This window comes from Arthrobacter sp. ISL-85 (assembly GCF_018613675.1).
Classification (GTDB): Bacteria; Actinomycetota; Actinomycetes; order Actinomycetales; family Micrococcaceae; genus Arthrobacter.
In genome coordinates this window covers 1-17,418 of sequence record NZ_JAGGPQ010000008.1, presented here as the reverse complement: position 1 = coordinate 17,418, position 17,418 = coordinate 1, and the positions used below count along the sequence as shown (strand labels likewise).

General features: G+C 61.2%; 20 protein-coding genes and 1 pseudogene. 6 read left to right on the top strand and 15 right to left on the bottom strand.

The features are described 5' to 3' along the window. Positions 1 to 112: 112 nt before the first annotated feature. The 5 genes from J7I84_RS06785 to J7I84_RS06765 all read right to left on the bottom strand — a co-directional run bounded on the left by J7I84_RS06785 (position 113) and on the right by J7I84_RS06765 (position 4,906). Complete coding sequence (locus J7I84_RS06785) at positions 113 to 1,045, bottom strand: hypothetical protein (protein ID WP_214942433.1); 933 nt, start codon at positions 1,043 to 1,045, stop codon at positions 113 to 115. Between the two features lie 119 nt (positions 1,046 to 1,164). Beyond that, positions 1,165 to 2,013 carry a LysM peptidoglycan-binding domain-containing protein gene (locus J7I84_RS06780; protein WP_214942430.1) on the bottom strand — a complete coding sequence of 283 codons (849 nt, stop codon included), beginning with the start codon at positions 2,011 to 2,013 and terminating at the stop codon, positions 1,165 to 1,167. A 353-nt stretch (positions 2,014 to 2,366) separates the two neighbouring features. Next, a complete protein-coding gene (locus J7I84_RS06775; protein ID WP_214942427.1) occupies positions 2,367 to 3,605 on the bottom strand; it encodes a hypothetical protein in 1,239 nt (412 codons plus the stop codon). Positions 3,606 to 3,700: 95 nt separating this feature from the next. Continuing rightward, entirely contained in the window at positions 3,701 to 4,225 is a 525-nt protein-coding gene (locus J7I84_RS06770; protein WP_214942424.1) for a hypothetical protein, read from the bottom strand. Positions 4,226 to 4,363: 138 nt separating this feature from the next. Next, the gene (locus tag J7I84_RS06765) at positions 4,364 to 4,906 is read right to left on the bottom strand and encodes a hypothetical protein (protein WP_214942421.1); all 543 of its coding nucleotides are present in this window, start codon (positions 4,904 to 4,906) and stop codon (positions 4,364 to 4,366) included. A gap of 195 nt (positions 4,907 to 5,101) precedes the next feature. Here J7I84_RS06765 and J7I84_RS06760 point away from each other — a divergent pair, with 195 nt between their 5' ends. Next, on the top strand, positions 5,102 to 5,830 hold the full coding sequence (locus J7I84_RS06760; RefSeq protein ID WP_214942542.1) for an ATP-binding cassette domain-containing protein: 729 nt from the start codon (positions 5,102 to 5,104) through the stop codon (positions 5,828 to 5,830). Between the two features lie 51 nt (positions 5,831 to 5,881). On the opposite strand, the gene J7I84_RS06755 is transcribed toward J7I84_RS06760, so the two are convergent. Further along, complete coding sequence (locus tag J7I84_RS06755) at positions 5,882 to 6,079, bottom strand: hypothetical protein (RefSeq protein WP_214942418.1); 198 nt, start codon at positions 6,077 to 6,079, stop codon at positions 5,882 to 5,884. An 882-nt stretch (positions 6,080 to 6,961) separates the two neighbouring features. Between J7I84_RS06755 and J7I84_RS06750 the strand changes: the two genes are divergently transcribed. Continuing rightward, entirely contained in the window at positions 6,962 to 7,417 is a 456-nt protein-coding gene (locus J7I84_RS06750) for a GNAT family N-acetyltransferase (protein WP_214942414.1), read from the top strand. A gap of 35 nt (positions 7,418 to 7,452) precedes the next feature. Here J7I84_RS06750 and J7I84_RS06745 read toward each other — a convergent pair whose 3' ends face one another. Then, positions 7,453 to 7,887 (bottom strand): hypothetical protein, encoded by a 435-nt coding sequence (locus J7I84_RS06745; RefSeq protein ID WP_251046231.1) that lies wholly within the window; start codon positions 7,885 to 7,887, stop codon positions 7,453 to 7,455. Positions 7,888 to 8,270: 383 nt separating this feature from the next. Further along, positions 8,271 to 8,441 (bottom strand): annotated as a pseudogene (locus J7I84_RS22005) (GNAT family N-acetyltransferase); the annotation flags it as partial. Between the two features lie 407 nt (positions 8,442 to 8,848). Here J7I84_RS22005 and J7I84_RS06735 point away from each other — a divergent pair. Continuing rightward, entirely contained in the window at positions 8,849 to 9,184 is a 336-nt protein-coding gene (locus J7I84_RS06735; protein ID WP_214942408.1) for a hypothetical protein, read from the top strand. Positions 9,185 to 9,238: 54 nt separating this feature from the next. Further along, complete coding sequence (locus J7I84_RS06730) at positions 9,239 to 9,820, top strand: hypothetical protein (protein WP_214942405.1); 582 nt, start codon at positions 9,239 to 9,241, stop codon at positions 9,818 to 9,820. A gap of 235 nt (positions 9,821 to 10,055) precedes the next feature. Here J7I84_RS06730 and J7I84_RS06725 read toward each other — a convergent pair whose 3' ends face one another. The 3 genes from J7I84_RS06725 to J7I84_RS06715 form a co-directional block, all read right to left on the bottom strand. Continuing rightward, a complete protein-coding gene (locus tag J7I84_RS06725) occupies positions 10,056 to 10,622 on the bottom strand; it encodes a DUF6262 family protein (protein WP_214942402.1) in 567 nt (188 codons plus the stop codon). Then, entirely contained in the window at positions 10,619 to 12,379 is a 1,761-nt protein-coding gene (locus J7I84_RS06720) for a tyrosine-type recombinase/integrase (RefSeq protein ID WP_251046242.1), read from the bottom strand. The genes J7I84_RS06725 and J7I84_RS06720 overlap by 4 nt, the downstream gene beginning before the upstream one ends. Before the next feature lie 752 nt (positions 12,380 to 13,131). Beyond that, on the bottom strand, positions 13,132 to 13,947 hold the full coding sequence (locus J7I84_RS06715; RefSeq protein ID WP_214942396.1) for a tyrosine-type recombinase/integrase: 816 nt from the start codon (positions 13,945 to 13,947) through the stop codon (positions 13,132 to 13,134). Positions 13,948 to 14,191: 244 nt separating this feature from the next. On the opposite strand from J7I84_RS06715, the gene J7I84_RS21860 reads away from it, so the two are divergent. Then, complete coding sequence (locus tag J7I84_RS21860; RefSeq protein WP_311381086.1) at positions 14,192 to 14,593, top strand: SOS response-associated peptidase family protein; 402 nt, start codon at positions 14,192 to 14,194, stop codon at positions 14,591 to 14,593. A 9-nt stretch (positions 14,594 to 14,602) separates the two neighbouring features. After that, the gene (locus tag J7I84_RS06705) at positions 14,603 to 14,749 is read left to right on the top strand and encodes a hypothetical protein (protein WP_214942556.1); all 147 of its coding nucleotides are present in this window, start codon (positions 14,603 to 14,605) and stop codon (positions 14,747 to 14,749) included. On the opposite strand, the gene J7I84_RS06700 is transcribed toward J7I84_RS06705, so the two are convergent. From J7I84_RS06700 to J7I84_RS06685, 4 genes are all read right to left on the bottom strand, one after another. Further along, positions 14,746 to 15,762, bottom strand: a complete 1,017-nt coding sequence (locus J7I84_RS06700) for an ATP-dependent DNA ligase (RefSeq protein ID WP_214942394.1) — start codon at positions 15,760 to 15,762, stop codon at positions 14,746 to 14,748. The two genes, J7I84_RS06705 and J7I84_RS06700, sit on opposite strands and share 4 nt — an antisense overlap. Before the next feature lie 34 nt (positions 15,763 to 15,796). Continuing rightward, complete coding sequence (locus tag J7I84_RS06695; protein ID WP_311381085.1) at positions 15,797 to 16,123, bottom strand: hypothetical protein; 327 nt, start codon at positions 16,121 to 16,123, stop codon at positions 15,797 to 15,799. Then, positions 16,104 to 16,436 (bottom strand): hypothetical protein, encoded by a 333-nt coding sequence (locus J7I84_RS06690; RefSeq protein WP_214942391.1) that lies wholly within the window; start codon positions 16,434 to 16,436, stop codon positions 16,104 to 16,106. Before J7I84_RS06690 ends, J7I84_RS06695 begins: the two co-directional genes overlap by 20 nt. A 437-nt stretch (positions 16,437 to 16,873) precedes the next feature. Next, positions 16,874 to 17,296, bottom strand: coding sequence for a hypothetical protein (locus J7I84_RS06685; protein WP_214942388.1), 423 nt, complete (start codon positions 17,294 to 17,296; stop codon positions 16,874 to 16,876). Positions 17,297 to 17,418: the final 122 nt, after the last annotated feature.

Below are 17,418 nucleotides of genomic sequence, written 5' to 3'. Positions count from 1 at the left end.
CATAAGGTACGTGCTCGTGGTCTGGAGTCGGCTATGGGCTTAGACAACAGTCCGGGTGTCCCGTAAGGGGATCCTCTAACGGGCGGGCAGTGCCGGAGTCTTTCTGCAGCCGTTATCTGTCGGCAGTTACCGATTCCAGGACGGCCTGAAAGCCTGGACTGACGTGGACCGCCAGGCCACCGTCCTCGTGGAGGTATGTAAGTTGTTCGTAGCTTTCGCCGTTCCACCAGAAGACGTGTGGACTTACCGACCCGGCCGCATCGGCGTATCCCAGGGCCGTGAAGCGGGCCATTCCGTTAAGCGCATTGATGACGGTGGCGTCTTCGATGGTGTGCCAGACAACTTGGTGCCGGTTCGGGATCCTCATAAGCCACCCGAACTGCTCTTGAACGTGTTGACCTGTGAGCTCTGCCGCCAAGGAAGGAAGAAGCAAGGCCCGGCTCGCAGTGTAAACAGAATCACCGAGGAGGGCATTGAAGGTCCCCCCTCCGGGGGCGGGAAGGGTTTCTAGCTGCTCGGACTCCAACCCGCGGAGGTTTTCGAGGCCCTGCCTTCCGAGGGCTTCCCATCCTCCGAACTTGTTCGCATTGTCATGGTTGAAAACGGCAACGGTCTCGGGGAGGTCCAACGCAAGCATCTGGACGATGACGGGCGCGATCTCCCTGTGTGGGTAGCTTTCGATCCCTGGGATGCTCGCCTCGTCGTAAAGGCGCGCAAAGGTCCGCTTCAATACCTCTGAGGGCGTCATGACGTCGAAGGGATCGGGCGCTTCGAAGCTGGCCAGGACACGTTGAAGGTGGTCGCGGATTACGTCTCGCCACTTGGACTGCGGCTGCTCATTACAAGCGGCAGCTACGTTCCAAAAGCCAAACTCCCGTTCCGAGTCATCGACAGCATGACCAGCGTGAACGTGGACCTCCAGTCCCATCCCTGCGAAGACTTCGCGCGCGATGGCCCGGAAATCATTTGCCTCGGAACCTGTGAAGAATGTCAGGTCGGAATCATTTATCTCTGCTTCCGGAGATTTTCTCTTGAAGATACCCACAAGTTCGCTTTCGTTGGGACGGTCAATGGATGCAAGTCGGCGATGGCTGTTCCGGGAACTGTCGATATTTCCACGTCGCACAGGTCAGCTTCGAAAAGGTTGTGGGCCGTTTCTTGGCCTCATTGGTGGATGGGTTTGGTCAGGTTGAGGCTGATGGTCTGGCCCGGGGCCAGTTCGTCGGCGGATAGATCGCTGAAGTCGTACCAGACACGGTCGGTGCCGGTGAGTGGGCGGTTCGCCGCTGACAGATCCGCTATCTCGGGGATCCCGAAGCGGAAGGCGACCTGACGCTGGGTGTCCCCGGGTGCCGTGGTGTAAGTCAGGGGAATCCCGTCGGCGTCCACGGTGAAGGTGCCGCGTGCACCCTCGATCGTGACTTCGCCGGGCATGAGTCTTACCTTGGTCCCCGCCGGGATGGGCCGGTCTGCTGTAAGGGTCGTGTTCCACCGCAGCAACTGGTCCGTAGTGCACCGGAATTGGTAGCCGATGCTGTCGAACGAGTCTCCGTCGACGGTGGTGTAGTAAATGGTTTGGCCGAAGGAATTGTTGACGCTCTTTCCTTGGCCGGATCTGCTGTCGACGGGGTTTTTCTGGAGCTGGATGTGGTTGCCGGCCCGGACAAAGAAGACGTTCCCCTTCTCGTACGTGAAAGCGACTTTGTTGGCTTCAGCCAACTGCTCATCGGTCAGGTTGAACCGGTAGGTGATTCCGGCCAGGCTGTCTTCGGGCTCAATTGTGTAACTCGTTGGAACGCCGTTTGCGTCAACCGTGGCAGCGCCCATGGCACCCGGCATGGGACCGTCCGGGATCAGCCGCAGCCGTGTGCCCGGAGTGAGGGGAGCTCCGGACTGGAGTCCGTTGAACCCAGCGACCTTCGCCTCGGATAGCTTGTACGCCGCCGCGACGGCCGAGAGGGTGTCTCCCGGAGCCGTGGTGTAGAAGTCCGCGTTGCCAAACGAGTCCCGCACGGTTTCTCCACTCAGGGCCGGCTTCGCGGCGGAAGACGCAACTGCGGCGTGGGTGGTCTGGACCGCAGTCGGTTCGGCCTGGGTTGGAGCACCCTCGTAAGTGCACCCTGCCAGTCCTAGCGACAGCACAACAACCAGCGCTGGACGGACCAGGGCCAGACCCATCGCCCTCTTTGAGGTACTGCCAGTTACCACCATGAATGCCCCCCAAAAGTCCGGCTTAGCCGAGTCAAGGCCCGCAACGGACCAAAAGCGAGCCTAGTGGATGAACCGTGAGCCCGCAGTACTGTCCGGTAAAGGATCCCCTGTAGAACACGGAAGGGCCGTTGGCCGCACCACCGAGACATGAACGCTCAGTTCGGCGTGTGATCCGAGAGGACTGCGAATCTTTTGGGATCCTCTGCCGGGGGCTCTGAAGTTGCTGTGTCGTCGGCTGCTTCAGAATGTCTGCGCCTTCTGCTGGCCAGGATCAGCGCGGCGGCCCCGATCAGGATGGCCGCGCCCACGGTTCCGACGATGACCGGAAGGTTGGACATGTTGGTCCCCGTGTGGTCCGGGCTGGCCTGAGCCGTGGGATCTGTTGTTTTTGTCTGAGCTTGTTCTGCTTGGGCCTTGACGGCCGCTAGCGCCGGAATGCTCAGGTCCTGGGCCGGGAAGACCGACACCGATTTATCAGCGGTGTTGGTCACCAGGACGGACCCGTTGGGAGCCAGGGCGAGATGTCCGGGGTTCCGGAGCGTCGGCTGGCCACGACGGGCACTTGTTTCACCTGGTGCGATGACGGAGAGGCTGCTGGCTTCGGAAAGAACATAGACAGTGCTGTCCGGGCCGACGGTGATTTCCTTTGGTCCGCCTGGGATCGGCACGCGGTAGGAGACGGCTGAGTCCCCGGCCTTTATCACCGCGACGTCGTTTGAGGTGATGTTGGTGACGTAGGCGGTGCCGTCTGGGCTTATCGCGATCCCGTGCGGAGCGCCGGCGCTGTCAGGTGTCTTCCGGACATCAATGGTGCGTGAAACCGTGCCGGCGCCCCGGGCGATGACCGAGACGGTTCCGCTGTCCTGGTTGGTCACGTAGGCGGTGCCGTCCTGGGCTACGGCTACTTCCTTGGGAGTGCGGCCGACGGCGACCTCCCGGGCCGGGGCGTCGGCGCCCGGCGGGATGACCGAGACTGTGCCCAGGAGCGGGTTGGGAACAAAGACAGTCCCGTCAGCCCCTGCGGCTATGAGGTGGGCGTCGGCGCTGAGGGTAATCGTGCGTGCCACCGTAGAGGAGCCCTTCGGTATCACCACGAGCTTTTCCTGCTGATCATCGAGGGCTGACCCCTCGACAAACAGGGTACCGTCGGGGCCTATCGCGATCCCGTGCGGGTTGACGCCTGCCATGAGGGTCTTGGTTGGCTTGCTCGCCCCCGCGGGAAGGACGCTTACGCCCCCGCTATCGCCTATATAAGCAGTGCCGTCGGCGTCGATGGCGACGCCGAGGGGCCCCTGACCAACATCAACGACATCCCCCGATGCCATCGACGGGGCAGCACCAATCAACAAGATGCTGCCAGCGACAGCCACACCTACACCCGCGGTGAAGCGCATGCACCTAACCCCCAAACGTTGCATAAAGCAGACCTTCGATGAGCATACTGCCGGCAATCTATCCCCGAAGGCCGCAGATCGCCTTGTTCGTTGGCTCATTCGGCAGTTGCGGGATAAGCAGCGACCTTTTTCATCCGCATCACAGTGACGCATCGGGAGATGATCAGCGCGTTCAGGCCGAGAGCGCTGTATTCGACTCCACCGGGCGACTTTGTGGTCATGTAGAAGCCGATGAAGATGAAAGCCGCTGCCGTGAGGGCGATCGCGGCGATCAGGGGTGCCTTGGCAGTCGAGAGCCGGGAAACGATGTTCCAGATCCCTGCTCCGACGTAGGCGAGGGCAAGCACGCAGAAGACCGCGATGAGCGCGATGGCGTGACTCATGGCATCTGCCGGGATGTCGCCGCCGGACGTCGCGGCCGTATTCATCGCACGGATGACCACGGAGATGTCGGTATAGGCGTAAAAGCCCGACGCTAGACCCAGGAACACCGAACTGCATCCCAGGACGAGCCGCCACCGCCGCGACTTCTCAGCGTCGAACGGGGAGAGGACCCATGCGTCCGGGTCGGGCTCCGAAAGCCACGGCTGCTGGTGGGAATACTGCTGGTCATAGCTCAATGCGCGCGCTCCTTCTAGCATGCAGGAGCGCTCTTGACTGCCCCCAAACAAGCAGAGCCTATACTGCACCGCGCCAACTCGGTGCACCAGACGAAGTTAACGAAGGTGTCCCCGTGGAGGATCGGGTACCGGGACACCTCACTTAAGTTCGGGTAGCTCGCCAATGAGTGCATCGAGAACCCGTACGTCGTACTGGTCGCCGCAGGGCACTGTTCTGCTGATTGAGCTGACGCCGTCCTCGGGTAAATCCCAAATGACTCGACCGGGTTTCAGCTGATCGAGGCACTGGTACCACTCACTAAGGGGCTCGCGCAGCTTCGCATGAAGCTCGAATGAGCGTCGGGAACGTGTTGAATCCCCAATCTTCTGTCGCCGCAAAGTTTCCTCATCGGGCACTGTCACCAGCACAACGTCTGCAAATCCGAGCTGCTTGCAACTCATAGCCTCGCGCACAAATGCCAGCTCGTGAACGAACCGCGAAGCAGGGGCGGCGCCGACCCGAGCCAAGCACCATGAGTAGTGCAGTTTCATCGGATCGGTGTCGCAAATGCCCGCTCCCCGGCGGGCTTCAAGGTCCAGCGCTTGCGACCAACGCACCGTGTTGACGTCCGTCCAATAACGCCCCTGGCGCACAGGATCGCTTCCATCAGGCTCGGTACCTGTTGGCACGTATTCAGCCACGAACTCGGCCGCAGTCGTTCTACACCAGGTCGTCTTCCCCGCCGCACTGGGACCCTCAACCGCCACAATCACCCGACGATGCTACATCGCGGAGGGACTGTCCCAATGAGCCATCCTTGGTCGGACGTCTGCATGCCCCGATGGTGCCTTGGATGGTTCGGGCTACTTGATGGACCAGTGGAATGGGTTGCAACAATGGGGCATGCCTCGCACAATTTTCCGATCAGACGGGTGGCCGAAGACCATGCCCACCAACTCGACCGCCGTCGGTGGCCGGGTGTCCTCGCCCCTGTCGCGCAGGTTCTGGACCACGGACTCGAGCTGACGTCGGCAACTATCTTCGTTGGCGAAAACGGGTCGGGTAAGTCCACTCTCGCGGAAGCTATCGCGCTGGCCTATGGTTTATCTCCGGAAGGCGGATCCACAGGTGCCCGGCACAGCACCAGATCTACCGAATCGGTTCTCGCCGATCACCTGCAGCTCGTCCGAAACGCCGGCGCCACGCGACGGGGTTATTTCCTGCGCGCGGAAACCATGCACGGTTTCTTCACCTACCTTGAGAAGAACCCGAGCACATCCGGTCCGGACATCTCATTCCACGACATGTCACACGGAGAATCGTTCTTGGAACTGGCGGTGGATCGTTTCCGGGGACGCGGACTATGGGTTCTCGACGAACCCGAGTCGGCGCTCTCCTTCGCGGGATGCCTTAGCCTCCTCTCGGTCCTGAAAGATCTCCTTGCCGCAGGCTCCTCCCAGATCATCATGTCCACCCACTCCCCGGTCCTCGCAGCTCTCCCTGGTGCGCAGATTCTCGAAGTCGGCCCGTGGGGACTCCGGCAGCGGACTTGGTCCGAACTCGACCTGATTTCCAACTGGCGGTCGTTCTTGGACTCGCCCGAGAGATACCTGCGTCATCTGTAGTGAATGCACGGTGAGGGATCCTCCACCGGGCGCTACTCCACCCTGAAATTCTCAGGGCTCGATATTGGATCTCTTGAATGCCTTCGTTTTCCTGTCAACGATGTAAGTCGTTAGGACGATTACCAGACCGCCTAGGCCAGTAAAAATGCCTGAAAGGAAATTTCCCTCAGGCCTGAGCATGTTGAACAGGCCCACCAAGATGCAGAAGCTTCCAATGATCAGAGCAAGAACGTACCGGGATCTCTTCATGTGCCAAGTATGCGTCCGCTCAGGGATCCCTTACGGAACGCCCGGTAACCCGAGCTCAATACGTGACAGGGTTCCTCACTAGATCGGTTCCTGCCCCTGGACTGTCCCTTAGACTTCCGGAAGAGACGCGGCTCAACAGGCCAGCCACGGGGACAGGAATCGATCATGACCAGCCAATCCGGCAGACCGCCGCGCCACCCGACTACTCCTGGAGACTGGAACAAAGTGATGCCCGCATGGGTGCCAGCTGTACCGAGTTCGAGGATAGAACAGTCACCCCGCACCCGCACGGTGATCGTTCAATTCTGGAGTGCCTACGCTGTCATGTTTGTCGTCAGCGTATTTATCCAGCAAAGCCTCGGAGCCGGCACTGCCTACGATGGGGCGTCCACGTTTATGGCGGCCCCAATAGCTCTCCTACTCTCTCTGACATTGCCCGCCGTCACTCTGGGCGCCGTATCGTTGCCCGGTCTAGTTATTCGGCATAGTCCGAAGCTGCGGAGTTGGTGGATCTCTCACAGCGTCATTGCAGCAACCGGGGTACTTCTAGGGCTTGCCTTGTTGGGCATCGCCTATCTGGCTGGCTTCACAGAGTCTGGAGTGCTCGACGGTTCTCAATACTCAGTGCGTGTCCCCGATTGGTCCCTGCTCATAGCGGGCTGGATGGTCTTGGCGTTCTTTGCTTTGCACTTATGGCTGCCCCTGAGGTGGAGTCGGCGCAGTCGATGATTCCACCGCTACAGACGGTCTTTGACAGACACTTCACAGCCGCCGGGGCGGACGGACTCAGGACGATAGCCCTCCGTGGCACTGTCCGCTCAGGGACCCTTCACGGGACGGGCGCCTAAGAGGCGCAGCTGAGCCCGCTCCTAAACTCTATGCATGCAGATACGCGAGGCGACCCTGGATGACCTGCGCTATATCGAGGCGATCTGCGATGCTAGCGACCGCACACCCTGGACACCACAAGTGGTGGCCCCGATAGGCGATCGGGTCGTACTGATAGCGGCTATACAAAATGAGATCGTCGGCATAGCCAAGACCCACTTCCATAGCGAACTGGATGGCACAGCACCTGCCGGCCATTATCTAGGGGGCATCGTCGTCCCTCCGAATTTCCGGCGGCGGGGAATCGGTTCTGCTCTCACCCGCGCGCGAATGGAGTGGATATGGTCTCGGTCTTCGACCGTTTACTACTTCGCGAACGAACACAACACGGCTTCCATCAGAATGCACGAGACTCTAGGCTTCCAGCCCATCGGCCGGTTCGCGGAGATCCGTGGGGTAACAGCCGACGAAGGGCGATCAGAATTGGTCCTCTTTCAAGCGTCCCGGTAGACGATCCTTGACCGGGGGCCGCAATGCCGTGTGAGCTACCGTTTGCGCTCGAACCATTCATCCGGCTGCAAAATCCGTGCCTGCGGCAGCCCGACGTGTTCCACCACGGGAACCCAAGTCTTGTTGGGCACATCTTCGGCGAACCATGTAAACGCCTGCAGCGTTGGATGGTCCTTAATCGCATCAGGGTCTCCCGATGCTAGCGGGACGGCCCTTGTAAGCACTAACTCTCTGAGTGCTGGTGCTTCGAGAGCGGGGGCGAGTTCGGAAAGCCCCTTCATCGAACCAACTTCGAGGCGCCGTAAATGAACCAAGGGTGCAAGTGACGGCAACTGCTCCACCTTCGGCAGTCCGTAGATGCTGAGGAACCGAAGTGTCTTGACCCTACTTAGGAAGGATAGATCGCTCAGACCACGAACCTGATTTACCTGAAGGTATGACAGATTAGGGCACTTCGTTACGTACTCCATGGAGCCTCCAGAGCCTCCACGAATGTCGAGCCATTCGAGCTGTGGCAAGGAAGAGAGGAGGTCTTTGGGAACAGTAACCGCCCAGAGCGTAAGACGCCGAACGTTGCAGAGCCAAGCTGCGTCTGATGTGTTCAACGTGGCATGGTCGATCCAGACCGATTCTGGAGTCTGCCATCGGGCGGAAGCCTGAGCACTGCGGCGTTTAGTTGGCATGGGGCCATTATCTCGGAGCCACGTCCGGGAAGGATCCTTCACCGTGCGCTGGGGTGCTTAGGGTGCCCAGGACCAAGGGGCCGCCAGGTACTTCGTCGGTGCCTGAAGTGCGGTGCGCTTGGTCAAGGACAGCCCCGTGCGGCGGCCCCTTAGTTGCGTCTACCAAAAAATTACGGGCGTAGCTCTTTTGAGAAGTACAGTGATGTTCCGTCTACTCGGTCGAGCTCAAAGCCCGCGACGTCGTAGAGGCGGTGCGCCGCCTGCTGGTGCGCACCACTGTCCAGGACGATTCGTGTCCAACCCTCTTGGGCTGCCGTTTCGATCGCTTTGTCGAGCAGACGCCGGCCCCACCCCTACCCACGCAGCTGAGGGCGAAGGTACATTCGCTTGAGTGTCGTCACACCGTCTTTCGCGGGAGTGAGTGCCACCGAGCCGACAACGGACTCACCGATTCGGGCTACCCAGATATGGCGATAAAACGCTCGAGGGTCTGCAAGATCGGCGTCCAAAACGGGATCATAGGAGTAGCCGAATTCCGCGTGAACATCGTTGACGAGCTCCACAAATCCGTTGTGGTCCTCATCCGAATATGGCCCAAGGTCCGGTATCTGCATGAGCTCCATCTTCACCTGAACCAGGTCGAACTACACCATGAACCTTTCACCGCGTCCGTAAGCCGATCCTTCACCGGACACTTAGCGCCCATCAAGCAAAATTGCTCTCATTCCTCAGTGCCTAGAATGCAACCATGTTCACGTCCAACTTGACCATCGTCCGTCAGAGCGGCATGGATCTGACGGTCCAGACCTTGGAGACCACAGAGACCCATCTCCTCATTCGCCTCCGATCAGAGGCCCGAATTCCATCCAGGCATGGGGCCGGGACAACTCTGGCAGTATCGGATGAACGATTTACGCTCACAGATGGACACGGCACGGCGCTGATGACCGCGCATAGCAACTCGCTTTCAGACGGCCCCTTCGGAGGAATCCTGTACCTGGCCTTCCCGTCAGATGGCCAGTTCGATCTAGGCACTCCACTGACCCTCAAATCCGAGAACGCCGAAGTGACCTTTCAACTCTGACACAAAGGGCGCGATTGAGGATCCTTCCGCATTCGTCTGGTTAGTCTCAGTTGTATGGCTACTCCTTATCAACCGAAGGGGACGGGCTTCGATGCCTTGGACGAACTTGACCGGGTTGATTGGAGCCGACTGCAACACGCGTATGGAAGAGGCGTCGTTTCTCTGGGGGCCGCCGACATGTCACTCGGCATTGCCGGCGACGTAGCGCGATCGTTAGCTGCGCTTCGGGATGACCCTTCCTCCGCAATCGGTGATGGGCTCTATTCCAACGTTTGCCACCAGGGCACGGTATATGAAGCAACAGCCTATGCAGTGCCTTTCGTTGCAGCAGTTGCGGCTGGCGACGTCCCAGACGAGATCCGCCTCTCTTTGCTGGTGCTGCTGGGGGACATCTCGATAGGAGGAAGCTATGTAGCTCCCCACGGGTCTCACTCAGGTGCTTACGGAAACCAAGTAGACGCCCTCGTCACCGAGTCGCTCGCCACTTCGATGAGACGCCTCGCTGCGGTCCAAAAGCCTGCGCTTGTGGCACTGATCCACGCGATTGAAATGCTTCTCGACCAATCAACAGACGCCCGCCGGGATGCAGTTGAGTCCGCCATCGAGTTTGCAGTTACGTCGCCGCCACACCCCTAGAAACGGCGTCCTTAAGACGGTCCCTAAATGCGACAACCCTGCTTTGACGTGCAGCTTTGCGGGGGCGGAGTTTGAGGTGTCCCGTATACCCCGCCCGCAAAAATGCCCGGTGAAGGTGCCCTAAACGCTACACGCCAGATGGTCTCAAGATTTTGGGGTTTCGAGGCAAGCGGCAGACGCAGAAACGCGGCAGAACGCCTCATTGCCACTCTTCACGGTCTGCTGCGGTCAAACGTTATCCGAGGGTGTCAGTGTTTCGCTCTCGGATCATGCGCCGGAGGCTGGTTCGGGCCGCGGTGAGGTCGTCCTGTAGAGCCGCGACCTGAAGGTTTAGTTCAATATTTGATGCGCGGGTCTCCGCCAGCTCGCCAGCGAGACGGTTGAGACGATCGACCAGAGGGGCAGTGCTCAGATTGTTTAATTGGCGGCCGAGAGCCTGCCTGAGCTTTCCCCGCAGGTCCTCGCGTCCACGGCGAAGGACGGTGATCTCCTGGCGGGCCAGTGCCAGGTCGGTTCGGAGAGACTCGATTCCTGCCGGCTGGCTGGTGACCGTTTCGGGCTGACGTTGCTTGGTGATGGCCTCTTGGACCTGTTCTCGTGTGCCGGACGAGTAGACGAGCCACGTGGAGACGTTTGCCCTACGCGCGACTTTGACGAAAGTGATGGGATCGCCGTCTTCGAGCATTGCGTCGAGTTCCCGTGTAACAGCGGCCCGTTTTTCGCGGCTTTCTTTCTGCCTGGATTCCAGCAGCACTTGGGCGGGTGTTCTGGGCGCAGGTTTCCCCGTCGTGTCCGTAGTCATGGGGTCTGGGTCCGGGTTTTAACGGTGAGGGGTAGCTGTGTGCGGCCACCGCTTCCGGCACGTAGGCGGCGGAGCAGAATGCCGGCCTGCTCGACCTCCTGTTGCTCCTCGTCTGGAAGGGCGTCCAGGTGATCCTTCATGGCACTCAGGACCAGCCGGTAGCCGTCGATCTGGTCATCGAGGTTGCGCAGCACGTAGGTGTCGACGTCCATGGCGGCTGCTGTCTCGCGGTCAGCCTTGAGCGAGCGGATGTGGTCCTCGATCACGGGCAGGTAGGACGGGTCCGGGCGGTAAAAGCCGCAGCCTGAGCATTGGAACCGGATGGGGCAGCTTCCTCCGCCGGCTTTGACGTTGGACGGCTCGATGCAGTTGCCGAACGGGGCTGCCACCGAGCGCATTTCATAAGCTGTGCTCGAAGCCGTCGGCGCGGGGTGACCGTGGCGGTCTGTGACGTGCATGCTCAGGGTCCGAATGGCTTCGCGCTTCCGTTTTTGGTTCACCCGGTAGTAGCCCTGGGTAGTCGAGATGCTCTGGTGGTCCATCAGCTCGCACAGGACATCGACTGGTACCCCGGCGTCGGCGTGACGCTGGGCGTACGAGTGGCGGAACGCGTAGGGATAGACCTTCAACCGGTCGAAGGGGATGCGGTTACCGCCGGCATCGGTGGCGTCGCTGAGCAGATCCGGTATCGCATCCACCCAGATTTTCAGCGACCGGGCAAGGCTTGCCGGCCGGAAGTAAGGGTCGATTCGGTCGGGAGTCCCGGAGGGGAAGAGGTATCCGTCGCGGGGATCGCCGGTGACTAGTGTGTCTCTGACTGCACGCCACGCGGCGATGGATTCCGCGGTCTCTGAAGGGATTGGCAGGTGGCGTCGGCTCCGGCCGGCCTTGGTGTTGTCCCAGATCAGTACGGGTCCGTCGGCGTCGAACTCAACACAGTCGGTGCGGAGTGGGCAGACTTCTCGTGGCCGGCGTCCGGTGTCACGCAAGACGATATACAGGGTGCGGATCATGAGGCGCTGATGGTCCTCGGCCATATCGGGGTATTTGGCATAGCATTCCAACTGGGCCAGGTTCTGGTCGAGCTGGGTGATGACAGCCTCTGGAATGGCTTTGCCGACTTCCTCCCGTGCCGGTGGGTCCAGTTGGAGGCGATGGGCCTCGGGGTCCCGCAAGAAGGCGTCGGTGACACCTTCCAACTTGCGGGACCGGCGGCCGAAGTCCACTAGGGCGAACACTGCTTCGAGTCCGACATAGCGGCGGGTGGTGCTGCGCGATGTCCCGTCAGGGTGGGTCCAGTTCCGGAAGGCCTGGGTGATGGCATCCAGGTGCTGTGGGCCGAGATCCTTGATGTGGTGGCCGCCGTCTGCGGTGGCTTCAAGTGCCCGTGATGCCACCTCCACTGCGGTGAGGAGTTCGAGGATTTTGGTGCTAGTCGTGAAGATGCGGCATTTTTCCATCGCGAGGTCCCTCAGCCAGGCTTGGCTGACCACAGTGAAATCGGCCCTGCCGTCATGGGTTCGGCGGTGCGTGGACCGGGTGCTCCCGCGCAGGTCGAGGGCGCGGAAGTCCCAGAGCAGGCGACGGGTGGGGTCGGCGCCGGTCATCTCCTCGTAGCCAACCTGCAGCCAGTGGATGATGTCGCGTCGGTGGCTGTCCAGGTCTTTGCTGCTACCGCTGCTAGGGCAGAGCTGGTCGGGTCCCAGACCAGCCAGGTGCTCATGACGCTTAATCTCCCTGATCAGCCTCCGCAGCATTTTCGGCACGATTCGGCCGCCTGATGCGTCGCGGCGTTGGAGCGCGTATAGCAACTCCGCGCGGACGAGAGGCTGTAGCGGGAGCATCGAGAACTGACCAGCGGTTAGGTGTGGGTGGGCCGTGGCAGCCCACTCCGGGGCGGATGTTTCGTGTCCTTCTCGCCGGTAGAGCCCATGGTGATAGCGGCACAGCCCATCGCCCAGATCCGGCTGCTGACCCCACAGAGGCACCGAGCACCTGCGCTGATCGGCAGGATATGGTTCCTGCCCCGCGGAAAGCCAGGCCTCGAGGCTAAGAGAACTGTCCCGGGCCTGATGGAGGCGCAACAGGCTGTAGTGGCTGCGGCAAAGACCTCGACAGATCGCCCGCCGTGCACATGAAACCGCACCGCGTCTGACCAGGCATCCTTCGGCTTCTGTCCCGGGTCGGATCTTCTTACGCGCTGGCGAATACTCTGCCGTGAAGACTTCCATCGCCAGACCCGAGCCCCGCCAGGCCTTCCAACACACCGTGCAAAGAGTCTCGTCTTCGAGCTTCGTTCCGCATTGTCGGACGGCACACAGGGTGACCGTGCTGCCTTCGCGTTCCGGGTCACCTTCGAAGAACCAGTTTTCCGCGTCCCATTCTCCAAGCCGCCAGTTGGGGTCTATTCGCTCTTCCAGCCATCGCAGCCACGTTTCGTGGTCAATGACCAGTGGAAGCCGGGTTGGGAAGGACTCGTTGATTGCAGACCTGGTGATGGTTGATTTGCTCACCGTGGAGTGTCTCTCCTAGCGCTGGCAGTAGTCTCGACCGCTTCCCGCATCCGTTTTTTCGACGTATGGATATAGCGCTCCGTTGACGTGAAGGAAACGTGGCCCAGCAGTGCCTGCACGATGTCCGGGTCGACTCCGGCCTCGATCCATCTCGTCGCCGCGGTGTGCCGCAACATATGTGGTCGAACAGTGAAGCCGCAGTCACGCGCCAAACGGTCGACCACCTCCTTCGCGTTCGAGTAGCTCATAGACCTTCCGCGCGGTTCACGGAACAAGTTCACGAAGACCGCATCATTGTCGACCCCGTGACCGAAGCGGTCCCGCTCAAACCAGTAGTCGGAATACGCCTGCACAAGCCGTTCGGTGACCGGGATCGTCCGCGGATAGCGTGACTTAGCGAATGCACCATTCTCATTGAGCCGCTTGATCACGTGCAGATGCGGCCCCGGGATCCCGCAGCCCAGCGCCTCCGAGCGTGCCAGGAAATGCACATCTGAACGCCTCAGCCCGAGCGCCTCGCCGATCCGCATACCTGTTGCCAACAGCGCGATGACCAGGAAACGGTCGCGAGCGTTCGACGCAGCCGCCACCACGGCCGCCATCTCGTCCTCCATAAGCAACTGCGGCTCGGCCGTGCCCTCGCGAAACTTCAGGGTTCGTTCCTGAACCGCGCGGAACTGATCCCGCTCTCCGGTATCGAACCCGGGAGGGACGAAGTGCAGGTACTTCGGTTGTGACAGCAGGCCCGGCACACGGCCTGCAACCCACCCGAGCCTCGCGCCAAATTTGAGGAACTCACTGGTCGTGGTCACGATCGCGTTCGCTGTGCCCTTTGACCTCAACCGCCCTGAACCTGCAGCGCCCGGCCGTTGAACAGGCTCGGTGACCAGCCAGCGAAGAAACGCGTGCAGCTGTGCGAACTCCGGGTCATGCCAGTCGACGCCGGCCCAGCTCGCAGTAATTCAGGAAGAGCGCTACCCGGCCTGCATACACTCGTTCCGTGTTGGGCGAGCGGTCCGCAGCCCGTAGCGAAGCCAGATAAGCGCAGGCCTCCACGTGCAAGTTCCAGTCATCATCGATAACGGTCCATGCCGTTCCCTCAGGGGACGCCACGGCCCGCTCGGCTCGGAACCGGCCAATCACAGAAGCTTGAGCAACGTCGCTCACACCCCGAGGATAAAACGAAGGCACGGCCCTTTTTGGGCGCCACGCCCATGTGACTCACCGTTGGGCTACCCCCAGATAAGGCACGTTCACGATCGTTCACCGGTGATCATCCCGAGGGACCGGTTCGGGGAATGGCTCGACCCGGACCTGACTGACAAGGACGACATCCAGCACCTGTTGGACTCCCTGCCTGAACCAACCCTCACGCCTCGGATTGTCAGCACCCGGGTCAACAGCGTCCGCAACAATGGCCCAGAACTCATCGACCCCGCGGAGCCTCCAGCCCAATAGACTCATCCGGTGATACTCACCGGCACCATTACCAACCCGGACGGCAGCACCAACCACATCGAGGCCGAAGGCGACACCTACGAAGAAGCACGGGAGAACCTTTACGCGCTTCTGGAAGAGGGCCAAAACCTCATAGTGATCCGCACGGATCGCTAACCCGCCCGAAATCGTTCTGGTAGGAGAATGTCGGCAGGGGCAAGCTCCGGCCGCGGCCGAAGGTACCTGAAAGCGTGGCGGAACGTGTTCCCTGTCCACGCGACGTCGGCGGAAATTTCGACCACCAATGGCTCGACCAGCGTAAGGGTCACCGGGCTTTTGTCCTTGCTGAATCTGTTCAACGTGGTTTCCGTGATTACTTCTGGCCAGGGATGCAGCCCTTGCGGCGGCCGCAGATGGGCGCCCAGCTCCCGTGCAGCCTTAGACGGCAGCACCGTAGACCGTCCCACGAGCCTTAGTCGGCCTTCCACGGGCAGACCGGCCACGACGTGCTGCGGCCGATCCATGGGGCCGATTACCGCAGCACACACCACATCCACGGATTGGCGCCGCTTCACCTTCCACCAATGCCTGACGCCGCCCTGGTAGCTCTGCCCGGCACCCTTGACCACGAGCCCTTCCAGTCCGGCGTGGTGCAGTTCTTCAAACCATCGGAGCGCCTGGGCGCGGTCCGTGGTCATCGGTGAAAGGTTCAGCGGCGGCTGCCAGTCAGCGGCCAGTTGCTCCAGCAGCTCCCTGCGCTGCTCCAGCAGCGCGTTCCTGATGTCGTGCCCGGCGACGGCCAGCAGGTCGAACGCCACGAATGACGCCGGCCGTTCCCGCACAAGGGCAGGCAGGGCAGCTTTTGAAGTGACCAGGCGCCGCTGCAGGGTATCGAAATCGAGCCTGTCAGCGGTCCAAATCACGGCCTCGCCATCTAGGACACAACCGGGAGGAACCTGCCCCGGCAGGGCCTCCACAAGATCCGGGAAATAGCGGGATAAATCCTTGCCTTGGCGCGAGTACAAGGACACTCCAGAGGCCGACACCAGGACGCATGCCCTGTACCCGTCCCATTTGGGTTCATATCTGCTGCCGCCAGGCAACGCGGCCTCCGTCGGGACCGATTCAACGGCCTTCGCCAGGGCCAGCGACACGGGTGGATGAAAGGACGGCGGCACATCCTCTGTCATAGCGCAACGCTACAGCCGCCGGCCCTAACCTGGCTTAGGCGGCGGCCGCCCCGGCGTCCGTGATGGCAGCGAGCAGCCATTGCTCCGAGAGCGGATCGCGGCGCAGCTCGAAGGTTCGCAGCGCCGAGGTGGAGGTCAGCCGGACCTGGACCTGCCAGTGTTCGATGCTGACCAGGTCACCGGAGCCGACCGGTGCCCGCTTGGCGGTGTTCCACCATTCTGCGCGGGTAAACCAGCGGACCGGTTCGGCCGCCACGGCCCAGATCCTGCCGTCGTACCTGACAGCCAGGGGAATGCCCTTCGCGGTGAACCGGACCTGCACCGGTACGTCCAGAGGGTTGTCAGTTGTTGTTCTTGCCACGGGTCCGCTCTCCCAAATTCCTGTTCATCATTTCCTCCCGGCGGGTAACCGCCGAACTCCACACCCAGGTCCGGTACGTGACCGGCCCGTCCTTCCACGTCACTTCGGCTGCCTTCGCCGTCCAGGCGAACACTTCGCCGTCCACCAGCTCGGCGCAGTTCGGGAACCGGATCCACGCCTTTACCGGGATCCCTGGATACCCGTTCTTGACCGGGAAGTGCTCGAAATCGAGCTCTTCCACGGTCAGCCCGATTGGGCCGGCCCGCCGTGCGTAATGCGCCTGCAGCGCGGCCGCAAAACTCTCGGAGGACATACCACAACCTTAGAACATATATTCGAAGCGACACGGAAAAGGATGGCGGCCAGGAATGGCCGCCATCCTTTCATCATGGGGGAGGGGTCCGACACCGGGTCCGGCGGTAGGCAACCCAAACCCCCAGCCGCTATGCGTCCTGCGGAGGCTCGGTTGTGTGCTTCTGTGCGTCCTTGATCTGCCCGTCATGGCCCGCACGGAGTCCAGGTTTTCCTCCCAGTGGCTCCCATCTCGTGTGCAGGCACGAAATGACTTAACACCGGCTTCCTGGGCGGCCTGCCGAAGCTCGGCCCAGGCCTCTTCCAAGTCGGCCAGTTGGGCCGGTGTCAGCGATGGGCGCTCCGCCTCCACGGGTGACGCCAGAGGGAAGGAACCAGCTGCAGCTGGTGTCCCGCGTCGGCTAAAAAAGTCTCGCAGTCGAAAAGCCATATCTCCTCTTAGTAAACCGGGTAGTCGAAGTCGTCTGGCTGCGGGTTTTCAGCGCTCCAGATATCCCGCAGGGCTTGTTCCTTTGTTACCTCTTGCCCTTGGGGATCCAGCAATGCCCAGCGAAAGACGGGATCCGGGCCGGGCTCGACCACGCGCCGCACCCAACGGTAGCCGTGCTCTTTGAGCTTTTCCTTGTCGTCCCGGAACTGCGTGTCCTTTTCGATGACCCGCTGCACCCTGGTTGCCGCGGATTCATTGGCGACGCACTGGCTGCAGACATGCCGGCGGCCGTCGGCACTGGATGGCCAGCGGTGGAACGCCTCTGCCGGCAGTGTCTCCCCACATTGTTTGCATTTCTTGGGGTCATGGATGTGAGGGCCAACGCTGAGATCGACCATTTCCTTGCAATATCCGCACGATTTCAGGTCCATGGTGGGCAAGGTATCAGACCGGCATGACACGGTATTTGCGCAGCCAACGCGGCTGGGGAGGTTCAGGCTCGCGGGGCTCGCCCTGGTTTCCGCTGCGCTTCAACCAGTTGTTGGGCGTCCGC

What these genes read in the sequence shown, in the direction of transcription:
- J7I84_RS06775 (WP_214942427.1), bottom strand. Translation starts at nt 3,605, where the DNA reads ATGCGCTTCACCGCGGGTGTAGGTGTGGCTGTCGCTGGCAGCATCTTG.
- J7I84_RS06760 (WP_214942542.1), top strand. Translation starts at nt 5,102, where the DNA reads ATGGGGCATGCCTCGCACAATTTTCCGATCAGACGGGTGGCCGAAGAC.
- J7I84_RS06755 (WP_214942418.1), bottom strand. Translation starts at nt 6,079, where the DNA reads ATGAAGAGATCCCGGTACGTTCTTGCTCTGATCATTGGAAGCTTCTGC.
- J7I84_RS06750 (WP_214942414.1), top strand. Translation starts at nt 6,962, where the DNA reads ATGCAGATACGCGAGGCGACCCTGGATGACCTGCGCTATATCGAGGCG.
- J7I84_RS06745 (WP_251046231.1), bottom strand. Translation starts at nt 7,887, where the DNA reads ATGGAGTACGTAACGAAGTGCCCTAATCTGTCATACCTTCAGGTAAAT.
- J7I84_RS06735 (WP_214942408.1), top strand. Translation starts at nt 8,849, where the DNA reads ATGTTCACGTCCAACTTGACCATCGTCCGTCAGAGCGGCATGGATCTG.
- J7I84_RS06730 (WP_214942405.1), top strand. Translation starts at nt 9,239, where the DNA reads ATGGCTACTCCTTATCAACCGAAGGGGACGGGCTTCGATGCCTTGGAC.
- J7I84_RS06725 (WP_214942402.1), bottom strand. Translation starts at nt 10,622, where the DNA reads ATGACTACGGACACGACGGGGAAACCTGCGCCCAGAACACCCGCCCAA.
- J7I84_RS06720 (WP_251046242.1), bottom strand. Translation starts at nt 12,379, where the DNA reads ATGCTGCGGAGGCTGATCAGGGAGATTAAGCGTCATGAGCACCTGGCT.
- J7I84_RS06700 (WP_214942394.1), bottom strand. Translation starts at nt 15,762, where the DNA reads ATGACAGAGGATGTGCCGCCGTCCTTTCATCCACCCGTGTCGCTGGCC.
- J7I84_RS06690 (WP_214942391.1), bottom strand. Translation starts at nt 16,436, where the DNA reads ATGTCCTCCGAGAGTTTTGCGGCCGCGCTGCAGGCGCATTACGCACGG.
- J7I84_RS06685 (WP_214942388.1), bottom strand. Translation starts at nt 17,296, where the DNA reads ATGGACCTGAAATCGTGCGGATATTGCAAGGAAATGGTCGATCTCAGC.